Source organism: Pseudomonas sp. S3_C06 (assembly GCF_054667675.1).
In genome coordinates this window covers 4,324,738-4,343,059 of record NZ_CP162747.1, presented here as the reverse complement: position 1 = coordinate 4,343,059, position 18,322 = coordinate 4,324,738, and the positions used below count along the sequence as shown (strand labels likewise).

General features: G+C 60.5%; 17 protein-coding genes and 1 pseudogene. 8 read left to right on the top strand and 10 right to left on the bottom strand.

The genetic code is table 11. The features are described 5' to 3' along the window. Positions 1-46: 46 nt before the first annotated feature. The 8 genes and pseudogenes from hisI (at position 47) to AB4N44_RS19315 (ending at position 5,039) form a co-directional block, all read left to right on the top strand. Positions 47-448 carry a phosphoribosyl-AMP cyclohydrolase gene (gene hisI / locus AB4N44_RS19350; protein ID WP_007909357.1) on the top strand — a complete coding sequence of 134 codons (402 nt, stop codon included), beginning with the start codon at positions 47-49 and terminating at the stop codon, positions 446-448. Then, complete coding sequence (locus AB4N44_RS19345) at positions 441-773, top strand: phosphoribosyl-ATP diphosphatase (protein ID WP_003220849.1); 333 nt, start codon at positions 441-443, stop codon at positions 771-773. The genes hisI and AB4N44_RS19345 overlap by 8 nt, the downstream gene beginning before the upstream one ends. 25 nt (positions 774-798) lie before the next feature. After that, complete coding sequence (locus AB4N44_RS19340) at positions 799-1,080, top strand: twin-arginine translocase TatA/TatE family subunit (protein ID WP_003220847.1); 282 nt, start codon at positions 799-801, stop codon at positions 1,078-1,080. Between the two features lie 10 nt (positions 1,081-1,090). After that, entirely contained in the window at positions 1,091-1,537 is a 447-nt protein-coding gene (tatB, locus tag AB4N44_RS19335; RefSeq protein ID WP_150750154.1) for a Sec-independent protein translocase protein TatB, read from the top strand. After that, complete coding sequence (gene tatC, locus AB4N44_RS19330; RefSeq protein WP_007909342.1) at positions 1,534-2,325, top strand: twin-arginine translocase subunit TatC; 792 nt, start codon at positions 1,534-1,536, stop codon at positions 2,323-2,325. Before tatB ends, tatC begins: the two co-directional genes overlap by 4 nt. Next, positions 2,322-3,029: a 16S rRNA (uracil(1498)-N(3))-methyltransferase gene (locus AB4N44_RS19325; RefSeq protein ID WP_460107957.1), complete on the top strand. Its 708-nt coding sequence runs from the start codon at positions 2,322-2,324 to the stop codon at positions 3,027-3,029. The genes tatC and AB4N44_RS19325 overlap by 4 nt, the downstream gene beginning before the upstream one ends. A gap of 93 nt (positions 3,030-3,122) precedes the next feature. After that, positions 3,123-4,136 (top strand): annotated as a pseudogene (locus AB4N44_RS19320) (methyl-accepting chemotaxis protein); the annotation flags it as partial. A gap of 30 nt (positions 4,137-4,166) precedes the next feature. After that, on the top strand, positions 4,167-5,039 hold the full coding sequence (locus tag AB4N44_RS19315) for a methyl-accepting chemotaxis protein (RefSeq protein ID WP_371857741.1): 873 nt from the start codon (positions 4,167-4,169) through the stop codon (positions 5,037-5,039). 122 nt (positions 5,040-5,161) lie between these two features. Here the strand turns inward: AB4N44_RS19315 and AB4N44_RS19310 are convergent, their stop codons facing one another. From AB4N44_RS19310 to hutH, 10 genes are all read right to left on the bottom strand, one after another. Next, positions 5,162-5,896 (bottom strand): amino acid ABC transporter ATP-binding protein, encoded by a 735-nt coding sequence (locus AB4N44_RS19310; protein ID WP_150750157.1) that lies wholly within the window; start codon positions 5,894-5,896, stop codon positions 5,162-5,164. Further along, positions 5,889-6,848 carry an amino acid ABC transporter permease gene (locus tag AB4N44_RS19305; RefSeq protein ID WP_150650004.1) on the bottom strand — a complete coding sequence of 320 codons (960 nt, stop codon included), beginning with the start codon at positions 6,846-6,848 and terminating at the stop codon, positions 5,889-5,891. The genes AB4N44_RS19310 and AB4N44_RS19305 overlap by 8 nt, the downstream gene beginning before the upstream one ends. Before the next feature lie 129 nt (positions 6,849-6,977). After that, positions 6,978-7,775 carry a transporter substrate-binding domain-containing protein gene (locus AB4N44_RS19300; protein WP_034152980.1) on the bottom strand — a complete coding sequence of 266 codons (798 nt, stop codon included), beginning with the start codon at positions 7,773-7,775 and terminating at the stop codon, positions 6,978-6,980. Positions 7,776-8,149: 374 nt separating this feature from the next. Continuing rightward, the gene (gene mdoH / locus AB4N44_RS19295; protein WP_316917488.1) at positions 8,150-10,720 is read right to left on the bottom strand and encodes a glucans biosynthesis glucosyltransferase MdoH; all 2,571 of its coding nucleotides are present in this window, start codon (positions 10,718-10,720) and stop codon (positions 8,150-8,152) included. After that, positions 10,713-12,494 (bottom strand): glucan biosynthesis protein G, encoded by a 1,782-nt coding sequence (locus AB4N44_RS19290; RefSeq protein WP_174245038.1) that lies wholly within the window; start codon positions 12,492-12,494, stop codon positions 10,713-10,715. The genes mdoH and AB4N44_RS19290 overlap by 8 nt, the downstream gene beginning before the upstream one ends. A 304-nt stretch (positions 12,495-12,798) precedes the next feature. After that, a complete protein-coding gene (gene dtd / locus AB4N44_RS19285) occupies positions 12,799-13,236 on the bottom strand; it encodes a D-aminoacyl-tRNA deacylase (RefSeq protein WP_007909321.1) in 438 nt (145 codons plus the stop codon). After that, complete coding sequence (gene pip, locus AB4N44_RS19280) at positions 13,233-14,204, bottom strand: prolyl aminopeptidase (protein ID WP_008080611.1); 972 nt, start codon at positions 14,202-14,204, stop codon at positions 13,233-13,235. The genes dtd and pip overlap by 4 nt, the downstream gene beginning before the upstream one ends. Before the next feature lie 241 nt (positions 14,205-14,445). Continuing rightward, positions 14,446-15,249: an N-formylglutamate deformylase gene (gene hutG, locus AB4N44_RS19275; RefSeq protein WP_150750160.1), complete on the bottom strand. Its 804-nt coding sequence runs from the start codon at positions 15,247-15,249 to the stop codon at positions 14,446-14,448. A 10-nt stretch (positions 15,250-15,259) separates the two neighbouring features. Continuing rightward, on the bottom strand, positions 15,260-16,465 hold the full coding sequence (hutI, locus tag AB4N44_RS19270) for an imidazolonepropionase (RefSeq protein ID WP_316917485.1): 1,206 nt from the start codon (positions 16,463-16,465) through the stop codon (positions 15,260-15,262). A gap of 248 nt (positions 16,466-16,713) precedes the next feature. After that, complete coding sequence (gene hutH, locus AB4N44_RS19265) at positions 16,714-18,246, bottom strand: histidine ammonia-lyase (RefSeq protein ID WP_095047186.1); 1,533 nt, start codon at positions 18,244-18,246, stop codon at positions 16,714-16,716. Between the last annotated feature and the right edge of the window lie 76 nt (positions 18,247-18,322).

Here is an 18,322-nt window from a genome sequence, read left to right as displayed (position 1 = left end):
TGCAGCTTGAAGCTCAAAGCTTGTAGCTGCGTTTCGGGAATTGAAGATGAAAAACTGGCTGGACGAGATCAAGTGGGACGCTGATGGCCTGGTGCCGGCGATTGCCCAGGATCACAAGACCGGACGCGTGCTGATGATGGCCTGGATGAACCGCGAGGCGCTCGAACTGACCGCTGCGGAAAACCGTGCAATCTACTGGTCACGTTCCCGTGGCAAGCTGTGGCGCAAGGGCGAAGAGTCCGGCCATGTGCAGACGCTGCATGAGATGCGTCTGGACTGTGACGCCGATGTGATCATCCTGATGGTTGAACAGATCGGCGACATCGCTTGCCATACCGGCCGTCAAAGCTGCTTTTACCGTGTCTTCGAAAACGGCGACTGGAAGACAGTCGACCCGGTCCTCAAAGATCCGCACGCAATCTATTCCGCAGGACACAAACATGAGTGACACCCTGACCCGCCTCGCTCAGGTACTTGAAGAGCGCAAAGGCGCAGCCGCCGACAGCTCCTATGTGGCCAGTCTGTATCACAAGGGTTTGAACAAGATTCTGGAGAAAGTCGGCGAAGAGTCGGTCGAAACCATTATTGCCGCCAAGGACGCCGCCATCAGCGGCGACTGCAGCGACGTGATCTACGAGACCGCCGACCTGTGGTTCCACAGCATGGTCATGCTCGCCCAACTGGGGCAGCATCCGCAGGCCGTGCTGGATGAACTGGACCGTCGCTTCGGCCTGTCCGGACACGTCGAGAAAGCCTCGCGTCCGTCCGCCTGAACAATTTTTAGAGAGGAACAGCAACATGGGCATTTTTGACTGGAAACACTGGATCGTCATTCTGGTTGTCGTGGTGCTGGTGTTCGGCACCAAGAAACTGAAAAACCTCGGCACCGACGTTGGCGAGTCGATCAAGGGCTTTCGCAAAGCCATGAACGACGACGAAAAACCGGCCGCTGATCCTACCGTGACGCCTGCACAGCCAGTGCCACCGGTGCAGCCGCAAGCCACCGCTCAGGCCAACCCGCCGCACACCATCGACGTGCAGGCGCAGAAAGTCGAAGAGCCGATCCGCAAAGACGTGTGAGCACTGACTAATGTTTGGTATCAGCTTCTCTGAACTGCTGCTCGTCGGCCTCGTGGCCCTGCTGGTGCTGGGCCCCGAGCGTCTGCCGGGCGCTGCGCGCACTGCTGGCCTGTGGGTCGGTCGGCTGAAGCGCAGCTTCAACGCGATCAAACAGGAAGTTGAACGTGAAATCGGTGCCGACGAGATCCGTCGGCAACTGCACAACGAGCACATTCTGTCGCTGGAGCAAGAGGCGCGGAAGATTTTCAGCCCGGTTCAGCAAGAGCCGACGCCGGTTGAGCATGTGGGTCAGCAGACGATTCATGCGCCGGCTCCGACACCTGCACCTGCTGCCGTTGTAGCGCCGACAGAAACCGTGCCTGCTACTGCAGAAACTTCGGTTGAACATGTATCTCCAACCGCCGCGCCGATCACACCCGCGCCTCACGACACCACTTTGCCGCCGCGAGCCCCATGAGCGATCTCCCCGAAAACGACCAGCACATGCCGCTGGTTTCGCACCTCACCGAGTTGCGCACCCGCCTGCTGCGTTGTGTGGCGGCGATCTTCATCATCTTCGCCGGGCTGTTCGCCTTCACCCAGCAGATCTACACCTTCGTCTCGACGCCGCTGCGCCAGTACCTGCCGGTCGGCGCGACGATGATCGCTACTGATGTGTCGTCGCCGTTCCTGACGCCGCTGAAGCTGACCATGATGGTTTCGCTGTTCCTCGCGATCCCGGTGATCCTGCATCAGATCTGGGGCTTTATCGCGCCGGGCCTGTACAAGCATGAGAAACGCATCGCGGTGCCGCTGCTGGTGTCGAGCATCCTGCTGTTCTACACCGGCATGGCGTTCGCCTATTACTTCGTGTTCCCGCTGATCTTCAAATTCTTCGCCGCGGCCACCCCGGCCGGCGTGGAAATGATGACCGACATTGCCAGTTACCTCGATTTCGTCATGACGCTGTTCTTTGCCTTCGGCGTGGCGTTCGAAATCCCGGTTGCCGTGGTGCTGCTGGTGTGGATCGGCGTCGTTGACGTCGCCTACCTGAAGAAGATCCGCCCGTACGTGATCATCGGCTGCTTCGTGGTCGGCATGATCCTGACGCCACCGGACATCTTCTCGCAGACCCTGCTGGCCGTGCCGATGTGGATGCTGTTTGAAATCGGCATCCTGTTCGGTGGTTTGATCAGCAAGCGCGAACGTCCGGACGAGAACCCGGCCGACGACCATAACGACCAGCCGCCAGCGACCCAGGCATGAACCTGCTGTTGCTCGAAGAGGCCGACTTTATCGCGGCCGACCGCGTGGTGCTGCGTGATCGACGCCTGACGCACATGCAGGAAGTTCACCGTTCGGAAGTCGGTGACAGCCTGCGCGTCGGGCGCATCAACGGGCTGATGGGTTCGGCTGAGTTGCTGCGACTGGAAGCAGGCGAAGCTGAGCTGCGCGTCACTCTCGATCAGCCGCCACCGGCCAAACTGCCGCTGACTCTCGTGCTGGCGCTGCCGCGGCCGAAAATGCTCCGCCGAGTGTTTCAGACCGTGGCGACCATGGGCGTGTCCAAGGTGATTCTGGTCAACAGCTATCGGGTCGAAAAAAGCTTCTGGCAGACACCGTTTCTTGAGCCTGAGGCGATTCGCGAAAACTTGATCCTCGGCCTCGAACAGGCCCGCGATACCGTGTTGCCGGAAATCATCATCGAAAAGCGCTTCAAGCCTTTCGTTGAAGACCGACTGCCGGCGATTACCGAAGGCACTCTCGGTCTGGTCGGCCATCCCGGTAACTATCCGCCGTGCCCACGCGCCCTCAACGAACCCGTGACCCTGGCCATCGGCCCTGAAGGCGGCTGGATTCCCTACGAAATCGATCTGCTGGCCAAGTCCGGCCTGCATCCAGTGCAATTGGGTGATCGAATTCTGCGCGTCGAAACCGCCGTCACCGCCCTGCTCGCCCGGCTCTTCTGATTCTTCGCACCAGATAAATGGTGTTACAGATTGCCATCATTCGGCCGATACCTTCTCCATAAGTCCAATTAGTGGTCCGAAGGGAGTGGTCGCATGTACCGTTGGTTAGCCGAGAGTCTTGGAAACGTCAGCGTCAAACGCAAGCTGGGCATCGGTTTCGGCCTGGTGCTGTTGCTGACACTGTTGATCACCTTCACCGGCTGGACCGGCATGAGCGGCATCATCAGCCGTGGTGACAAACTCGGCTTTATCTCCAGCCTCAACGAGCTGACCAAGGACCTGCGCTTGGCGCGCATGGACTACGACATGCGTCGCGGCGAGCAGGGACCGGGCACGGTCAACGAATTCCTGAGCAAACTCGAAAGCGGTCTGCAATCGGCACGCGGCATGATCGAGCAGCCGTCCGATGTGGCGATGGTCGATCAACAATTGGCTGCCGTGGCCGAATACAAGCGTGCCTTCGGCGAAATGACACAGGCCACCGTGCAGCGTGAAGACGCACGCAGCAAACTAGGCGCCAATGCCGACAATGCCGTGTCCAAGGTCGGCGAGGTCGAGAGCGCACTGCTGCAAGGCGACAGCGTCGCGCAATACAACGCGGTGATCGAACTGAGCAAACTGCTGCAGCAAGCGCGATATCAGGTGCGCGGTTACACCTACAGCGGCAAGGCCGATGCCGAGCAACCAGCCCTGACCGCGATCGACAATGCCCTGAAAAACCTCGAAAGCCTGCCGTCCCGCGTCCCAGATCAGCATATCGCCAACCTGCAGCAAGCCACCGACTCGCTTAAGGCTTACCGTGCAGCCGTGGCTCAATTCCGTGATTCTCAAGTAAAAAACGCCGCAGCACTGGCCAACATGTCTGCTCAGGGCGACATTTTGATCGCCGTCAGCAAGAAACTGACCGAATCGCAGACCGTGGTTCGCGACACCGACGCTGCACGCGCCAAGAACCTGCTGCTGATCGCCACCGCGCTGGCCGTAGCGTTCGGCTTGCTGGCCGCCTGGGCGATCACCCGGCAAATCATCATCCCGCTGAACCAGACCCTGAAAGTCGCCGAGCGCGTCGCTGCCGGTGACCTCACCCACAATCTGGTGTCCCTGCGCCGCGATGAACTGGGCCAACTGCAACGCTCGATGCAGAGCATGACCCAGGGTCTGCGCGAACTGGTGGGCGGCATCAGCGATGGTGTCACCCAGATCGCCAGCGCTGCCGAAGAACTCTCGGCCGTGACCGAGCAGACCAGTGCCGGGGTCAATAATCAGAAAATCGAGACCGATCAGGTCGCCACCGCCATGAACGAAATGGCCGCCACCGTGCAGGAAGTCGCGCGCAACGCCGAGGAAGCGTCTGAAGCTGCCGTAGCTGCCGACCAGCAAGCCCGCGAAGGCGACAAGGTCGTCGGCGAAGCCATCGCGCAGATCGAGCGTCTGGCGGTTGAAGTCGGTCATTCCACCGAAGCCATGGGCGAACTCAAGCGCGAAAGCGACAAGATCGGCAGCGTCCTCGACGTGATCAAATCCGTGGCCCAGCAAACCAACCTGCTGGCCCTCAACGCGGCCATCGAGGCAGCGCGTGCCGGTGAAGCCGGGCGTGGTTTCGCTGTGGTGGCCGATGAAGTGCGCAGCCTCGCGCAACGTACGCAGAAGTCCACCGAAGAGATCGAAGAGCTGATCGTCGGCCTGCAGAACGGCACCCAGCAAGTGGCGACGATCATGGACAACAGCCGCACCCTCACCGACAGCAGCGTTGAGTTGACCCGTCGCGCGGGCGGTTCACTGGAAAGCATCACCCGCACGGTTTCGGCGATTCAAGCGATGAACCAACAGATTGCGGCAGCGGCCGAGCAGCAGAGCGCGGTGGCTGAAGAGATCAACCGTAGCGTGCTGAATGTTCGGGATGTCTCGGATCAGACGTCGGCGGCGAGTGAAGAAACTGCGGCGTCCAGCGTTGAGCTGGCACGTCTGGGGACGCATCTGCAGATGCTGGTGGGGCGCTTCAAGGTCTAGCCCAATGATCGTTCCCACGCTCTGCGTGGGAATGCATCCTGCGACGCTCCGCGTCGCGCATACAAAGGGACGCGGAGCGTCCCGGGCGGCATTCCCACGCGGAGCGTGGGAACGATCTGGTACTACAAGACCTGACGCAAGAAGGCCTGCGCGCGCGGATCCTTCGGCGCATCGAAGAACTCCGCCGGGGACGCATCTTCCAGCAGCTTGCCGTGATCGAAGAACAACACTCGATCCGCCACTTCCCGGGCAAAACCCATTTCGTGGGTGACGCAAACCATGGTCATGCCTTCCACGGCCAGGTTCTTCATCACGTCCAGCACCTCGCCGACCATTTCCGGGTCGAGCGCCGAGGTCGGCTCATCGAACAGCATGACCTTCGGCTCCATCGCCAGCGCCCGGGCAATCGCCACGCGCTGTTGCTGACCGCCGGACAGGCGTGACGGAAACTCGTTGGCCTTCTGCGCAATCCCGACCTTTTTAAGCAATTCCATCGCCTTGGCTTCGCGCTCTTGCTTGCCGCGCTTGCGCACGACTTTCTGCGCCAGACAGAGGTTTTCCAGCACGGTCATGTGCGGGAACAGGTTGAAGTGCTGAAAGACCATGCCGACTTCGCGGCGGTAGGCGTTGACGTCGGTTTTCGGGTCGGCCAGTTGCAGGCCGTCGATGCTCACCGAACCGGAATCGAATTCTTCCAGGCCATTGAGGCAACGCAGGAAGGTCGACTTGCCGGAACCGGACGGGCCGATCACTACCAGCACTTCGCCCTTGGCCACCGTGGTACTGACGTTATCCACCGCGCGCACCACTTGCCCACGGGTGTCGAAGACTTTTACCAGATCGCGGACTTCAATCACTTTGCGCGAGCCTCCGCTCAAGCCGGCTGGCGATTTTCGACAGCGGCAGGTTGATCAACAGGTACAGACCGGCGACGCAGAACAGGATTTCGAACGGCGAGAACGATGTGGTGATGACTTCACGGCCGCTTTTCAGCAGCTCGGTGATGGCGATTACCGACACCAGCGAGGTGTCCTTGACCAGACTGATGAACTGCCCGGCCAGCGGCGGCAGCACGCGTTTGAACGCTTGCGGCAGCACCACATGGCGCATCGACTGACCCGCGCTCAAGCCGAGCGAACGCGCCGCTTCGTTCTGGCCACGTGCAATCGATTGCACGCCGGAACGGATGATTTCCGCCACATACGCACCGGTGAACAGCGACAGCGCGGCGATCCCGGCGAACTCGCGGGACAGGTTCATCACCGTACCGATGAAGAAGTAGAAAATGAAAATCTGCACCAGCAGCGGCGTGCCGCGCACCAGCTCGACGTAGATCGTCGAGAGGTCGCGCAGGGTCGGGTTGTTCGACAGACGGCAGAGGCCGGTGACCAGACCGATCAGCAAGCCGAGAATCCCGGACACCACCGACAGCCAAAGTGTCGTCCACAGCCCCCACAGCAGCGGTCCTGCCGCCCAATGCCGGGTCACGCCCACGACGTCGCCTTCAGCCACATCGTCGCCCTGAGCGAATTGCAGGCTGTTCTCGTCGACGGTCAGGTGCTGCTCGTCACCGGCGTCGTTGCGCAGGGTGACTTGCGCGCTGCTGCCCTTGCGCACCAGTTCGGTGACGGTGGAAATGTCAGTGGCACGCTGGGTTTCTTCAGCCTGATAGGCGAAGTACTGCGGCACGCGGTTCCAGCGCCATTCGTAGGACATCAGCGACGTCGCGTAATACAACGCGCCAGCCAGGCCGACCAGCACCAGCACGGTGAGGACGTGCCAGGGCCATTGGGCTTTTTTATGTTTCATTGCAAGTTCCGGATTTTGTGTTGCTCTGGAGGGCCTCTTCGCGAGCAGGCTCGCCCCCACAGGGGAATGCATTCCAATGTGGGAGCGAGCCTGCTCGCGAATGGGGCGACTCGGTCTATGCGACCGGGCTTATTCCATGTCCTTGAGCCACTCGGTGCTCTTGAACCACTTGTCATGGATGCGATCGTAGGTGCCGTCTTCGTGGATCTGGTGCAGGAAGTTGTTGATGAAGTTGAGGCTGTCGTAATCACCCTTCTTCAGACCAAACGCCAAAGGCTCGTAGGTGAACGGTTTGTCGAGGAACACCAGTTTGCCGGCACCGACCTTGGTCACCGCAACCACGTTGTACGGCGCATCGTAGATGAAGGCATCCGCTTTGCCGTTGACCACGTCGAGCACGGCTTCCTGCTCGTTGTCGTAGCCGTGGTACTTGGCTTTGGAGATCAGCTTCTTGGCGACCATCTCACCGGTGGTGCCGAGCTTGGAGGTGATGCGGTAGTCGGCGGTGTTCAGGTCTTTGTACGACTTGATGGTGCCTTCCAGCTCCTTGCGGATCAGCAGGGTCTGGCCGACCACGATGAACGGTTCGCTGAAGTTCAGGCGCAGATTGCGTTCCTGAGTCAGGGTCATGCCGCTGCCGATCATGTCGAACTTGTCGGTCATCAGCGCCGGGATGATGCCGTCGTACCCGGTCGAAACCAGTTCCAGTTTGACGCCCATAGCCTTGGACATGGCTTTGAGGATGTCGACTTCAAAGCCGATGATTTCGCCGCGCTTGTTGGTCATTTCGAACGGCATGTAGGTCGGATCCATACCGACTTTCAGCGTGCCGCGCTTGACCGCGTCATCGATTGCGCCGGCCTGCGCCGCATTGACTGCAACCAGTGCCGTGACGCCGACCAGCAGCATCGACAGATACTTCTTCATCTTCAAGTCCCCAAAACCATTGCGTGTGCGGCGCGAAAACCAACAGAGACAGGCAAAAAAGCCCGGGTGCGCCAATTCGGGGACGGATGCTAACGCACTCGTTTTTTTGCACAAGGTTTAATGGACGATTTGTTTAACAATCAAGAGCTGACCCTCACCAGCCCTCTCCCGGAGGGAGAGGGGGCCGACCGAGGTGTCTCAAGCTATACGCCGACCTGAAAGATCGAGTCGATTATGGATTCAGCACAGCAAGATCAGGTCGGCGTACCTCTGCAGCATCCCCCAATCGGTCCCCTCTCCCTCGGGGAGAGGGCTAGGGTGAGGGGCTTTTCAGCAGGCCAAAAAAAACCCCGCAACATCACGGGGTTTCTTTATCAGGCCGGTTGCGCCTGCAGGCTCACCGGTCGCAACGGCAGCAGCGGCGCATGCGGATCAGCTTTCACCGAAGCCCGCCACGCATCCAGCCACTCAGTGTGACCTTCCGCCCAGACCTGCTCGTGCAAACGCGCCAGTGCCACAGGGTCGCTCAGCAATTGCAGACGATCATGGTTGTTCAGCCCGGCCGGGCCAACCTTGATCGCGTGACGCACACGTTCCTGACGCAGCCACTCGATCGGCTCGGCCTGACCGTGACGCGAAGTCGCCAGCGAGCACGCCAAAGCGTTCTGCTGTGGATCGACCACCGCGCGGACAAAGCCGTCGTTGAGGGCGTGGTAACGATTTTCGTGGGTGTACTGATCGGTCGCCAGCAGCGCCTGTGGCGGATTGTATTCCTCTGGGATGAGGAACAGGCTCTCGTCACGGGACTTCAGGCCCAGACCAACACGGCTGGAGATCACCGATACCGGGATCGACAGCATCAGCGAACCGACGATCGGCACCAGCCACCAGAGGAAGCTCGGGTTCAGCCAGATCACCAGCAGCGCCCAGCAGAAGCCCAGCAGGGTCTGCGGGCCGTGGCGTTTGACCGCTTCGCTCCAAGGCGTCGAGTCGTCGTCACGCTGCGGGGAATTCCAGGTCGCGGCCCAGCCGAGGAACGCGGCCAGAACGAAACGGGTGTGGAAAATCATCCGCACCGGCGCCAGCAGCATGGAGAACAGCATCTCCAGCAGCATCGACAAGGTCACCTTGAACTTGCCGCCGAACTCTTTCGCGCCCTTGGCCCAGATCAGGATGATGCTCAACAGTTTCGGCAGGAACAGCAGCACGATGGTCGTCGAGAACAGCGCGATCGCCTTGTCCGGGTGCCATTGTGGCCACAGCGGATAAAGCTGACGCGGTTCGAGGAAGTACTGCGGCTCCATCAGCGTGTTCACCGCCAGCAGCGCGGTCGACAGCACCAGGAAGAAGAACCACAACGGCGCCGACAGGTACGACATCACGCCGGTCAGGAACACCGCACGGTGCACCGGGTGCATGCCTTTGACCAGGAACAGGCGGAAGTTCATCAGGTTGCCGTGGCACCAGCGACGGTCACGCTTGAGTTCGTCGAGCAGGTTCGGCGGCAGTTCTTCGTAGCTGCCCGGCAGGTCGTAGGCAATCCACACGCCCCAACCGGCACGGCGCATCAGCGCGGCTTCAACGAAGTCGTGAGACAGAATCGCACCGGAGAACGCGCCTTTGCCCGGCAACGGCGCCAAGGCGCAGTGGTCGATAAACGGCTTCATGCGGATGATCGCGTTGTGACCCCAGTAGTGCGATTCACCCAACTGCCAGAAGTGCAGACCGGCGGTAAACAGCGGGCCGTAAACGCGGGTCGCAAACTGCTGCATGCGCGCATACAGGGTGTCCATGCCCGACGCACGCGGCGCGGTCTGGATGATCCCTGCGTCCGGCGTGGCTTCCATCAAGCGCACCAGACTGGTCAGGCACTCGCCGCTCATCACCGAGTCGGCGTCGAGGACGACCATGTACTTGTAGTCACCGCCCCAGCGACGGCAGAAGTCATCGAGGTTGCCGCTCTTGCGTTTTACGCGACGGCGACGGCGACGGTAGAAGATCTTGCCGAAGCCTTTGGCTTCGCGGCAGACATCCAGCCAGGCCTGTTGCTCGGCCACGCAGATATCGGTGTCGTTACTGTCGCTGAGAACGAAGAAGTCGAAACGATCCAGATCACCGGTGGCGGCGACCGATTCGAACGTTGCGCGCAAACCGGCGAATACACGCGGTACGTCTTCGTTGCAGATCGGCATGACCAACGCGGTACGCGCGTCTTTGGCAATCGGCTCGTTGCCGGCGCTTTTGCCGGAGATACGGTATTTATCGTGACCGGTGAGCAACTCGAGGAAGCCCATCAACGCGGTCCAGAAACCGGCCGAGACCCAGCAGAACAGAATCCCGAACAGAATCAGGATGCTGGTTTGCAGCGCATACGGCAGCACTTGCGTGGCGGTTTGCAGCAGCGGCTGGTGCAGGACTTCTTCGAGATCGACGAACGACCAGCCCTGGTACGGCATGATGCCTTTCATGTACCAGCCGGCAACGATGGTCTGGCCGAGCATCAGCAGCAACAGGATGTAGCGACGGATCGAACCGACGGTGCGCCAGCGCGCGGCCGGCAAGACGTTTTCGTCTTTCGGCGGTTGCGGCGGGTTGGTGCGGCCGGTCATACGGCGCCAGCCACGCACCAGAATATTGGTGCGCCACGGCTCCGGCACAACCTTGGTCCGACGGATCGGCGGCGTGGCCTTCATGCTGACGCGACCACTGGCGTCGAGCACCAGCATCTCCGCGTCTTCAAGTTCTTCGGCGGTGCTCAGGGTCAGGCGCTTGCCCACCGAAGCCTGGGCGGCCTCGGCAGGGGCGTCGAACGTCGAGGACGACAGGCGTTCATGCAGCTCGCTGAACGACTGGCAACCCGCGAGTTCCGCGCGCTGCTCGTCGGTCATCGGCAGATGCGCCAGATACTCGGACAGAGTCTCTGGCTGTACTTGAGAGTTACTCATCGGCAGGCAACTGATAGCTCCAGGTCTCGGTCAGGACTTCTTCAGTCGGTGCCGATTCCGGTGTGGCTGGGGCCGCGTCGGCAGCAACAGGCTGCTTGGCGTCTTTGTTGGCCTTGTCCTTGGCATCTGCAGCTGGCTTGGCGTCGGCCTGTTTGGCCTCGGCTGCCTTGGCTTCCCTGTCGATTTTCTCTTGTTGCTTGGCGGCAACCTTGTCGGCCTTGGCGACGGACGAGTTGGACGCCGGTACCGATTTCGCCAGATCAGCGGTCACGACCGGCTGCACCAGAGCGGCACGCATCTCGGTCGACTTGCTCGCGTCCTTGATTTTCATCCGCAGGGTCAAGCGCCAGCCTTTGGTTTCCGGGTTGTAGCGCACGCTGTTCTCAACCAGCTCGGCATTATCGCCGACACTGACCTGACTGCGCACGTCGGCATCCGGTGCCAGAGCAGCCAGCGATGGACCTTCGAAGTCGACCAGGTAAGCAACGCTGCCATCCGGCTGACGGATCAGGTTCGATTGCTTGACGTCACCGGTCGAACGCAGGGTCTGCGATACCCAGGCGCTGTCCGGCGCATGAATCGCCGCTTCGTCCATGGTCCAGTGCATGCGGTAAGCGAAGTCCAGCGGCTGACCCGGCTCCGGCATTTTTTCCGGGCTCCAGAACGCAACGATGTTGTCGTTGGTTTCATCGGCAGTTGGAATTTCTACCAGATCAACGGTGCCTTTGCCCCACTCGCCCTTCGGCTCGATCCAGGCGCTTGGGCGCTTGTCGTAGCGGTCGTCGAGGTCTTCGTAGTGGCTGAAGTCGCGGCCACGTTGCAGCAGACCGAAACCACGCGGGTTCTCGACGCTGAAGTTGCTCACGGCCAGGTGTTTCGGGTTGTTCAGGGGACGCCAGATCCACTCGCCGTTGCCGGCATGAATCGACAGACCGCTGGAGTCATGCAGTTCGCGACGGTAGTTGAGGACTTTCGACGGCTGGTTGGCGCCGAACAGGAACATGCTGGTCAGCGGCGCGATGCCCAGTTTGCCAACCTTGTCACGCAGGAACATCTGCGCTTTGACGTCGACAATGGTGTCGCTGCCCGGACGCAGGATCAGACGGTAGGCACCGGTGGCGCGCGGCGAATCCAGCAGGGCGAAAATCACCAGGTGCTTGTCGCCCGGCTTCGGCTGTTGAATCCAGAACTCGCGGAAACGCGGGAATTCTTCGCCCGACGGCAGTGCGGTATCAATCGCCAGACCACGGGCCGAGAGACCGTAGGTGTGGCCCTTGCCGACAACGCGGAAGTAACTCGCGCCGAGCATGGTCATGATTTCGTCTTGCTTGTCAGCCTTGTTGATCGGGTACAGCACACGGAAACCGGCATAACCCAGTTGTTCGGTGGCTTTCGGATCGAATTTCAGGTCGCCGAAATCGAAGCGCGTCGGATCGTATTTGATCTCTTCGACGGTGTTCGCCGTGATTTCGTTGATTTTCACCGGTGTATCGAAGTGCATACCCTGGTGATAGAACGACAGTTTGAACGGGGTCTTCTGATCAGCCCACTCAGCCTTTTCGGTGAGGAAGCGGATTTTCTGATAATCCGCGAACTTCATGTCGCGGAATTCGTTCGGCAGGTTGCTGCGCGGGGCTTCGAACTTCTGCCCGGCCAGTTCTTTAGCCTTCGCCGATACATCGTCAAGATTGAACGCCCAAAGCTGGCCGGCGCTGAGCAGGCACAGGAGCGCCGAACCCGCTACCAGGGCACTTCGCATGCGTTTGGCAGACATTTTTGCTGCATTACAGGGACTAACAATCACGAGCAACCCTCGCCGAAAACAGATCAAAAAACCAACGGCCAGCTATCTATATGCCAGGTTGGCGAGCATTGTTCCGACTCCGCTGGGGCAAAATGATTCCCCAATCGGATCCGGACAAGTCTCTACCTAAGTGAAAATGGATCAGCGAACGCTGATCCCAGTGCGCGCGATTATCTAGTAGCCCGCATGACAACGCATCAGGGGTAACAAAGTATTTATCGCGAAAACACCCTAAAAACAGTCGAAATTTCCCAAAAAGGTGTTTCAAGCGCTTTCAGGTCTGTAACAAAAAGGTAACCGGGCCATCGTTGACCAAATGCACCTGCATATCGGCGCCGAATCTACCTGATGCCACAGTGCCATGCACCTGTTTCGCACTGCTTAATAGATAGTCGAACAATTCCTCGCCCAAGGCGGGAGGCGCGGCCGTCGAAAAGCTCGGGCGCAACCCGCTTTTGGTGTCGGCCGCGAGGGTGAACTGCGAGACCAGCAGCAACCCGCCACCGACATCGGCGAGGGACAAGTTCATCTTGCCCTCCGCATCACTGAATACCCGATAGTTAAGCAGTTTATGCAGAAGTTTGTCGGCGCTGGTACGCGTGTCGTCGGGTTCGACCGCCACCAGCACCAGCAAACCGTGATCTACCGCGCCTACCACCTCACCCGCGACTTCGACCCGCGCACCGCGAACGCGCTGTAAAAGCCCCTTCATGCTTCTTCGGGCGGCAGGTCGAGCAGGCGCCGGGCCATGTTGCCCGCCGCGCGCACCAGTGCATCGGTGATGCCCGGTTCAGAGGCCGCGTGACCGGCGTCGCGGATCACCTGCAGTTCGCTGTTCGGCCACGCTTGATGCAATTCCCAGGCATTGTCGAGCGGGCAGATCACATCGTAACGACCGTGAATTATCACGCCCGGCAGATGAGCGATCTTGCCCATGTCGCGAATCAGCTGGTTCGGCTCAAGGAAGGCGTTGTTGGTGAAGTAGTGGCATTCGATCCGCGCGATCGACAGCGCGCGCTGCGGCTCGGAGAAACGATCAACCACCAGCGGGTTCGGCCGCAGGGTCGCGGTGCGCCCTTCCCAGGTCGACCAGGCTTTGGCGGCGTGCATCTGGGCGATCTGGTCGTTGCCGGTCAGGCGCTTGTGGAAGGCGCTGAGCAGATCGTCGCGCTCGTCCAGCGGAATCGGCGCGATGTAGTCCTGCCAGTAATCGGGGAACAGTCGGCTGGCACCGGCCTGATAGAACCACTCGATTTCCTGCGGACGGCAGAGAAAGATCCCACGCAGGATCAGCCCGTGTACACGCTCAGGGTGTGTCTGCGCATAAGCCAGCGCCAGGGTCGAACCCCACGAGCCGCCAAACAGCACCCATTTATCGATGCCCAAGTGTTTGCGGATGCGCTCAAGGTCGGCGACCAGATCCCAGGTGGTGTTGTTCTCGAGGCTGGCATGCGGCGTGGAGCGTCCGCAGCCGCGCTGGTCGAAGGTAACGATGCGATAGAGGTTCGGATCGAAATAGCGACGGCTTTGCGCGTCGCAACCGGCGCCGGGGCCGCCATGAATGAACACAACCGGCAAACCCTCCGGTGAGCCGCTTTCGTCGACGTACAGCGTATGGGTGTCATCGACAGCCAGATCGTGCCGGGCGTGAGGTTTGATCTGCGGAAACAAAGTCTGCATTGCGCGCTCCGTAAGGGGTCGAGGTCATCCCTGGGGGGACTTCTATTATTCTGCCGTTGGGCATCATAAACCCGATTTACGTCAATGAGCATGCTCCAGAGCAGTCACCGTTTGTCAGCCGTAAACTTCGCAGGCTGGACACCATCCTGTGGGAGCGAGCCTGCTCGCGAATGCGGTGTGTCATTCAACGTAGATGTTGGCTGAACGGACGCCTTCGCGAGCAGGCTCGCTCCCACAGGGGTTACGCGGCGTAGTGAGACTTTGCCCACGCCAGATAGCCTTGCAGCAGTTGCTTGAGCACTACTTGCGTCGGTTCGGCCAGATCGGCGCGATAGCGGAACGGTTCGAACTCTTCCATGTAGGTGCTCTGGCACAATTCCAGTTGCACCGCGTGGATGTTCTGCGCCGGGTTGCCGTAATGGCGGGTGATGTGGCCGCCCTTGAAGCGGCCGTTGAGCACGTGGCTGTAATTGCCGTGGCGTGCGCAGATCGCTTCCAGTTGCGTCGCCAACTGCGAATCGCAACTGGCGCCATTGAAAGTGCCGAGATTGAAGTCCGGCAGTTTGCCGTCGAACAGGTGCGGGATGATCGAACGGATCGAGTGCGCATCGAACAATAGCGCGTAACCGAATTCGGCTTTCAACCGCGCCAGCTCTTCCTGAAGCGTGCGGTGATACGGTGTCCAGATTTGCTCAAGGTAAGTTGCGCGCTCTTGTTTCGACGGCTCGTGCCCTTCGCGGAACAACGGAATGCCATCGAACAGCGTCGCCGGGTACAGTCCGGTGGTGGCGCCGGCGTACAGCGGTTTGTCGTCGGAGGGCCGGTTCAAATCGATGACAAACCGTGAGTACTCTGCGGCCAACGTGCTGGCGCCCAGTTCTTCGGCGAAGTCGTAAAGCTGGGGGATATGCCAGTCAGTGTCCGGAAGGCTTTTCGCATCGGCGATCAACCCGGCGTCCACCGCTGGGGTCAGGCGCACACCGGCATGGGGCATGCTGATCAGCAGCGGCACGCGACCTTGTTTGAAGTTCAGAACCTTATCCACAACCGCTCTCCTACAGACTTGATTCGACGCCGTGACGCACGACGCGTTTGTCCAGATCACCGCCGAGCCAATAGGCCAGGTCCGCCGGACGATCGATGTGCCAGGCAACGAAATCCGCGACCTTGCCGACTTCCAGCGAACCGTGGCTAGCCGCCATGCCCAGCGCTTGCGCAGCGTGAATCGTCGCGCCGGCCAGGGCTTCTTCCGGAGTCATGCGGAAGCACGTGCAGGCCATGTTCAGCATCAGCCGCAATGACAGCGCCGGCGAGGTGCCGGGGTTGAGGTCGCTGGCAATGGCGATTTTCACGCGATGCTTGCGCAAGGCGTCCATTGGCGGCAACTGGGTCTCACGCAGGAAGTAGAACGCGCCTGGCAGCAGCACGGCGACGGTGTCGGACTCAGCCATGGCGATGGCGTCGGCCTCGTCCATGAACTCCAGATGATCGGCGGACAACGCCTTGTATCGAGCAGCAAGACTGGAGCCGTGCAGCGACGACAATTGCTCGGCGTGCAGCTTCACCGGCAGACCAAGTTTTTGCGCGGCGATGAACACGCGCTCGACTTGCTCTGGCGAGAACGCCAGGTATTCGCAGAAGGCATCCACGGCGTCGACCAGACCTTCAGCCGCTAGGGCCGGGAGCATCTCGGAGCAAATCAGATCGATGTAATCGTCGGCGCGATCCTTGTACTCCGGTGGCAACGCGTGGGCAGCCAGACAAGTGCTGCGCACGCTGATCGGCAGCTCTTTGGACAGGCGACGGATGACCCGGAGGATCTTGCGTTCATTGGCCAGATCGAGGCCGTAGCCGGATTTCATCTCGACTGTGGTCACGCCGTCGCGCATCAGGCTTTTCAGGCGCTTGGCGGCGCTGGCGAACAGCTCGTCTTCAGTCGCTTCGCGCGTCGCGCGCACGGTGCTGGCGATGCCACCACCGGAGGCTGCGATCTCGGCGTAGCTGACGCCTTGCAGGCGCTTTTCAAATTCGCCACTGCGGTTACCGCCGAACACCGTGTGGGTGTGGCAGTCGATCAGGCCGGGGGTGACCCACGCGCCTTGCAGGTCATTGACCGCCGGGTATTCACCGGAGGGCAATTGATTGCGCGGGCCGATCCACTCGATGAGCGCACCGGACGTCACGATGGCCGCATCCTCGATGATCGAGTAGACGCCTTGCGCCATGGTTGCGACGTGGCAGTGTTGCCAGAGGGTTTTCACTGTTGGCCTCCGTTGGGGTTGGTTTGGTGGGTGGTCTTGAAAAGCCCCTCACCCTAGCCCTCTCCCGGAGGGAGAGGGGACTGACCGTGTTGTTCTGTCGAGGTACATCGACCTGAAAATTTTGAGCCGAACTCAGGTTCTGAAAACCACGAAGATCGGCTCCCTTCCCCCCTCTCCCCCCTGGGGGAGAGGGGCTGGGGTGAGGGGGATCAATGTCTCGAACAACAAAAATCCCCCTGACAGTCCACTTACAAACTAGGCAAAAGCTTTGCCGAAACCAGCTCGGTCAAACACCGCGAAGCCAACAGTTCAGTCGCCGCATTGATGTCCGGAGCAAAAAACCGGTCCTTCTCATAAAACGGCACTTCCTTACGCAAAATCGCCCGCGCCTGTTCCAGCTTCGCCGAGGTCTTCAGACCGTTGCGCAGATCCAGCCCCTGCACCGCCGCCAGCCATTCCACCGCGAGAATGCCGCGAGTATTTTCAGCCATTTCCCACAGACGTTTGCCGGCCGCCGGGGCCATCGACACGTGGTCTTCCTGGTTAGCCGAGGTCGGCAGACTGTCCACCGAATGCGGATGGGACAACGCCTTGTTTTCGCTGGCCAGTGCCGCCGCAGTTACTTGAGCAATCATGAAACCGGAGTTCACGCCGCCATTGGCGACGAGGAACGGCGGCAGCTGGGACATGTGCTTGTCCATCATCAGCGAGATGCGGCGCTCGCTCAGCGAGCCGATTTCGGCGATAGCCAGGGCCATGTTGTCAGCGGCCATGGCCACCGGTTCGGCGTGGAAGTTACCGCCGGAAATCACGTCGCCTTCAGCGGCGAAGACCAATGGGTTGTCGGAAACGGCGTTGGCTTCAACGGCCAGCACTTCAGCAGCCTGACGGAACTGGGTCAGGCAAGCGCCCATGACTTGCGGCTGGCAACGTAGCGAGTACGGATCCTGCACCTTCTCGCAGTTCTGGTGCGAGTCAGAGACTTCGCTGCGCTCACCGAGCAGATCACGATAAGCAGCAGCCGCATCGATCTGCCCTTTCTGGCCACGCGCCGCATGAATGCGTGCATCGAACGGCGAACGCGAACCCAAAACGGCTTCAACCGTCAGACCGCCCAACGCCAAGGCACCGGCAAACAGGTCTTCACCTTCAAACAGACCACGCAGGGCGAACGCGGTGGAAACCTGAGTACCGTTGAGCAGCGCCAGACCTTCTTTCGCCGCCAGCGTCAGCGGGGTCAGGCCAGCCACTTTCAGCGCTTCGGTGGCTTCCATCCACTCACCCTTGTAGCGCGCCTTGCCTTCACCCAGCAGCACCAGCGACATGTGCGCCAATGGCGCGAGATCACCCGATGCACCTACCGAACCTTTCAGCGGAATGTGCGGATAGACCTCGGCATTGATCAGGGCGATCAGCGCATCAATCACCACACGACGGATGCCGGAGAAACCACGGCTGAGGCTGTTGACCTTGAGCACCATGATCAGCCGCACCAGCTCATCGCTGATCGGCTGGCCAACACCGGCGGCGTGGGACAACACCAGCGAGCGCTGGAGGTTTTCCAGGTCTTCGCTGGCGATGCGCGTCGAGGCCAGCAGGCCGAAACCGGTGTTGATGCCGTAAGCGGTGCGATTCTCGGCGAGGATCTGCTCGACGCAGGCGACGCTGGCTTCGATCTGCGCCGAGGCGCTGTTGTCGAGGCTCAGCTTGACCGGGTTCTGGTAGACATCACGCAGTTGGGCCAGGCTCAGTTGGCCGGGAATCAGGTTCAGCGCAGTCATTTTGTGCTCCTTTTGAGAGTTTGTTATTAACTCGCCAGACGCTCCGGAGATGTCCGTTGTCCGTCGCGTCTCGCCT

Coding starts and splice junctions, on each gene's coding strand:
- AB4N44_RS19325 (WP_460107957.1), top strand. CDS start 2,322: ATGAACCTGCTGTTGCTCGAAGAGGCCGACTTTATCGCGGCCGACCGC.
- tatB (WP_150750154.1), top strand. CDS start 1,091: ATGTTTGGTATCAGCTTCTCTGAACTGCTGCTCGTCGGCCTCGTGGCC.
- tatC (WP_007909342.1), top strand. CDS start 1,534: ATGAGCGATCTCCCCGAAAACGACCAGCACATGCCGCTGGTTTCGCAC.
- AB4N44_RS19300 (WP_034152980.1), bottom strand. CDS start 7,775: ATGAAGAAGTATCTGTCGATGCTGCTGGTCGGCGTCACGGCACTGGTT.
- AB4N44_RS19305 (WP_150650004.1), bottom strand. CDS start 6,848: ATGAAACATAAAAAAGCCCAATGGCCCTGGCACGTCCTCACCGTGCTG.
- hutH (WP_095047186.1), bottom strand. CDS start 18,246: ATGACTGCGCTGAACCTGATTCCCGGCCAACTGAGCCTGGCCCAACTG.
- AB4N44_RS19315 (WP_371857741.1), top strand. CDS start 4,167: ATGCAGAGCATGACCCAGGGTCTGCGCGAACTGGTGGGCGGCATCAGC.
- AB4N44_RS19340 (WP_003220847.1), top strand. CDS start 799: ATGGGCATTTTTGACTGGAAACACTGGATCGTCATTCTGGTTGTCGTG.
- mdoH (WP_316917488.1), bottom strand. CDS start 10,720: ATGAGTAACTCTCAAGTACAGCCAGAGACTCTGTCCGAGTATCTGGCG.
- AB4N44_RS19345 (WP_003220849.1), top strand. CDS start 441: ATGAGTGACACCCTGACCCGCCTCGCTCAGGTACTTGAAGAGCGCAAA.
- pip (WP_008080611.1), bottom strand. CDS start 14,204: ATGCAGACTTTGTTTCCGCAGATCAAACCTCACGCCCGGCACGATCTG.
- hisI (WP_007909357.1), top strand. CDS start 47: ATGAAAAACTGGCTGGACGAGATCAAGTGGGACGCTGATGGCCTGGTG.
- AB4N44_RS19290 (WP_174245038.1), bottom strand. CDS start 12,494: ATGTCTGCCAAACGCATGCGAAGTGCCCTGGTAGCGGGTTCGGCGCTC.
- dtd (WP_007909321.1), bottom strand. CDS start 13,236: ATGAAGGGGCTTTTACAGCGCGTTCGCGGTGCGCGGGTCGAAGTCGCG.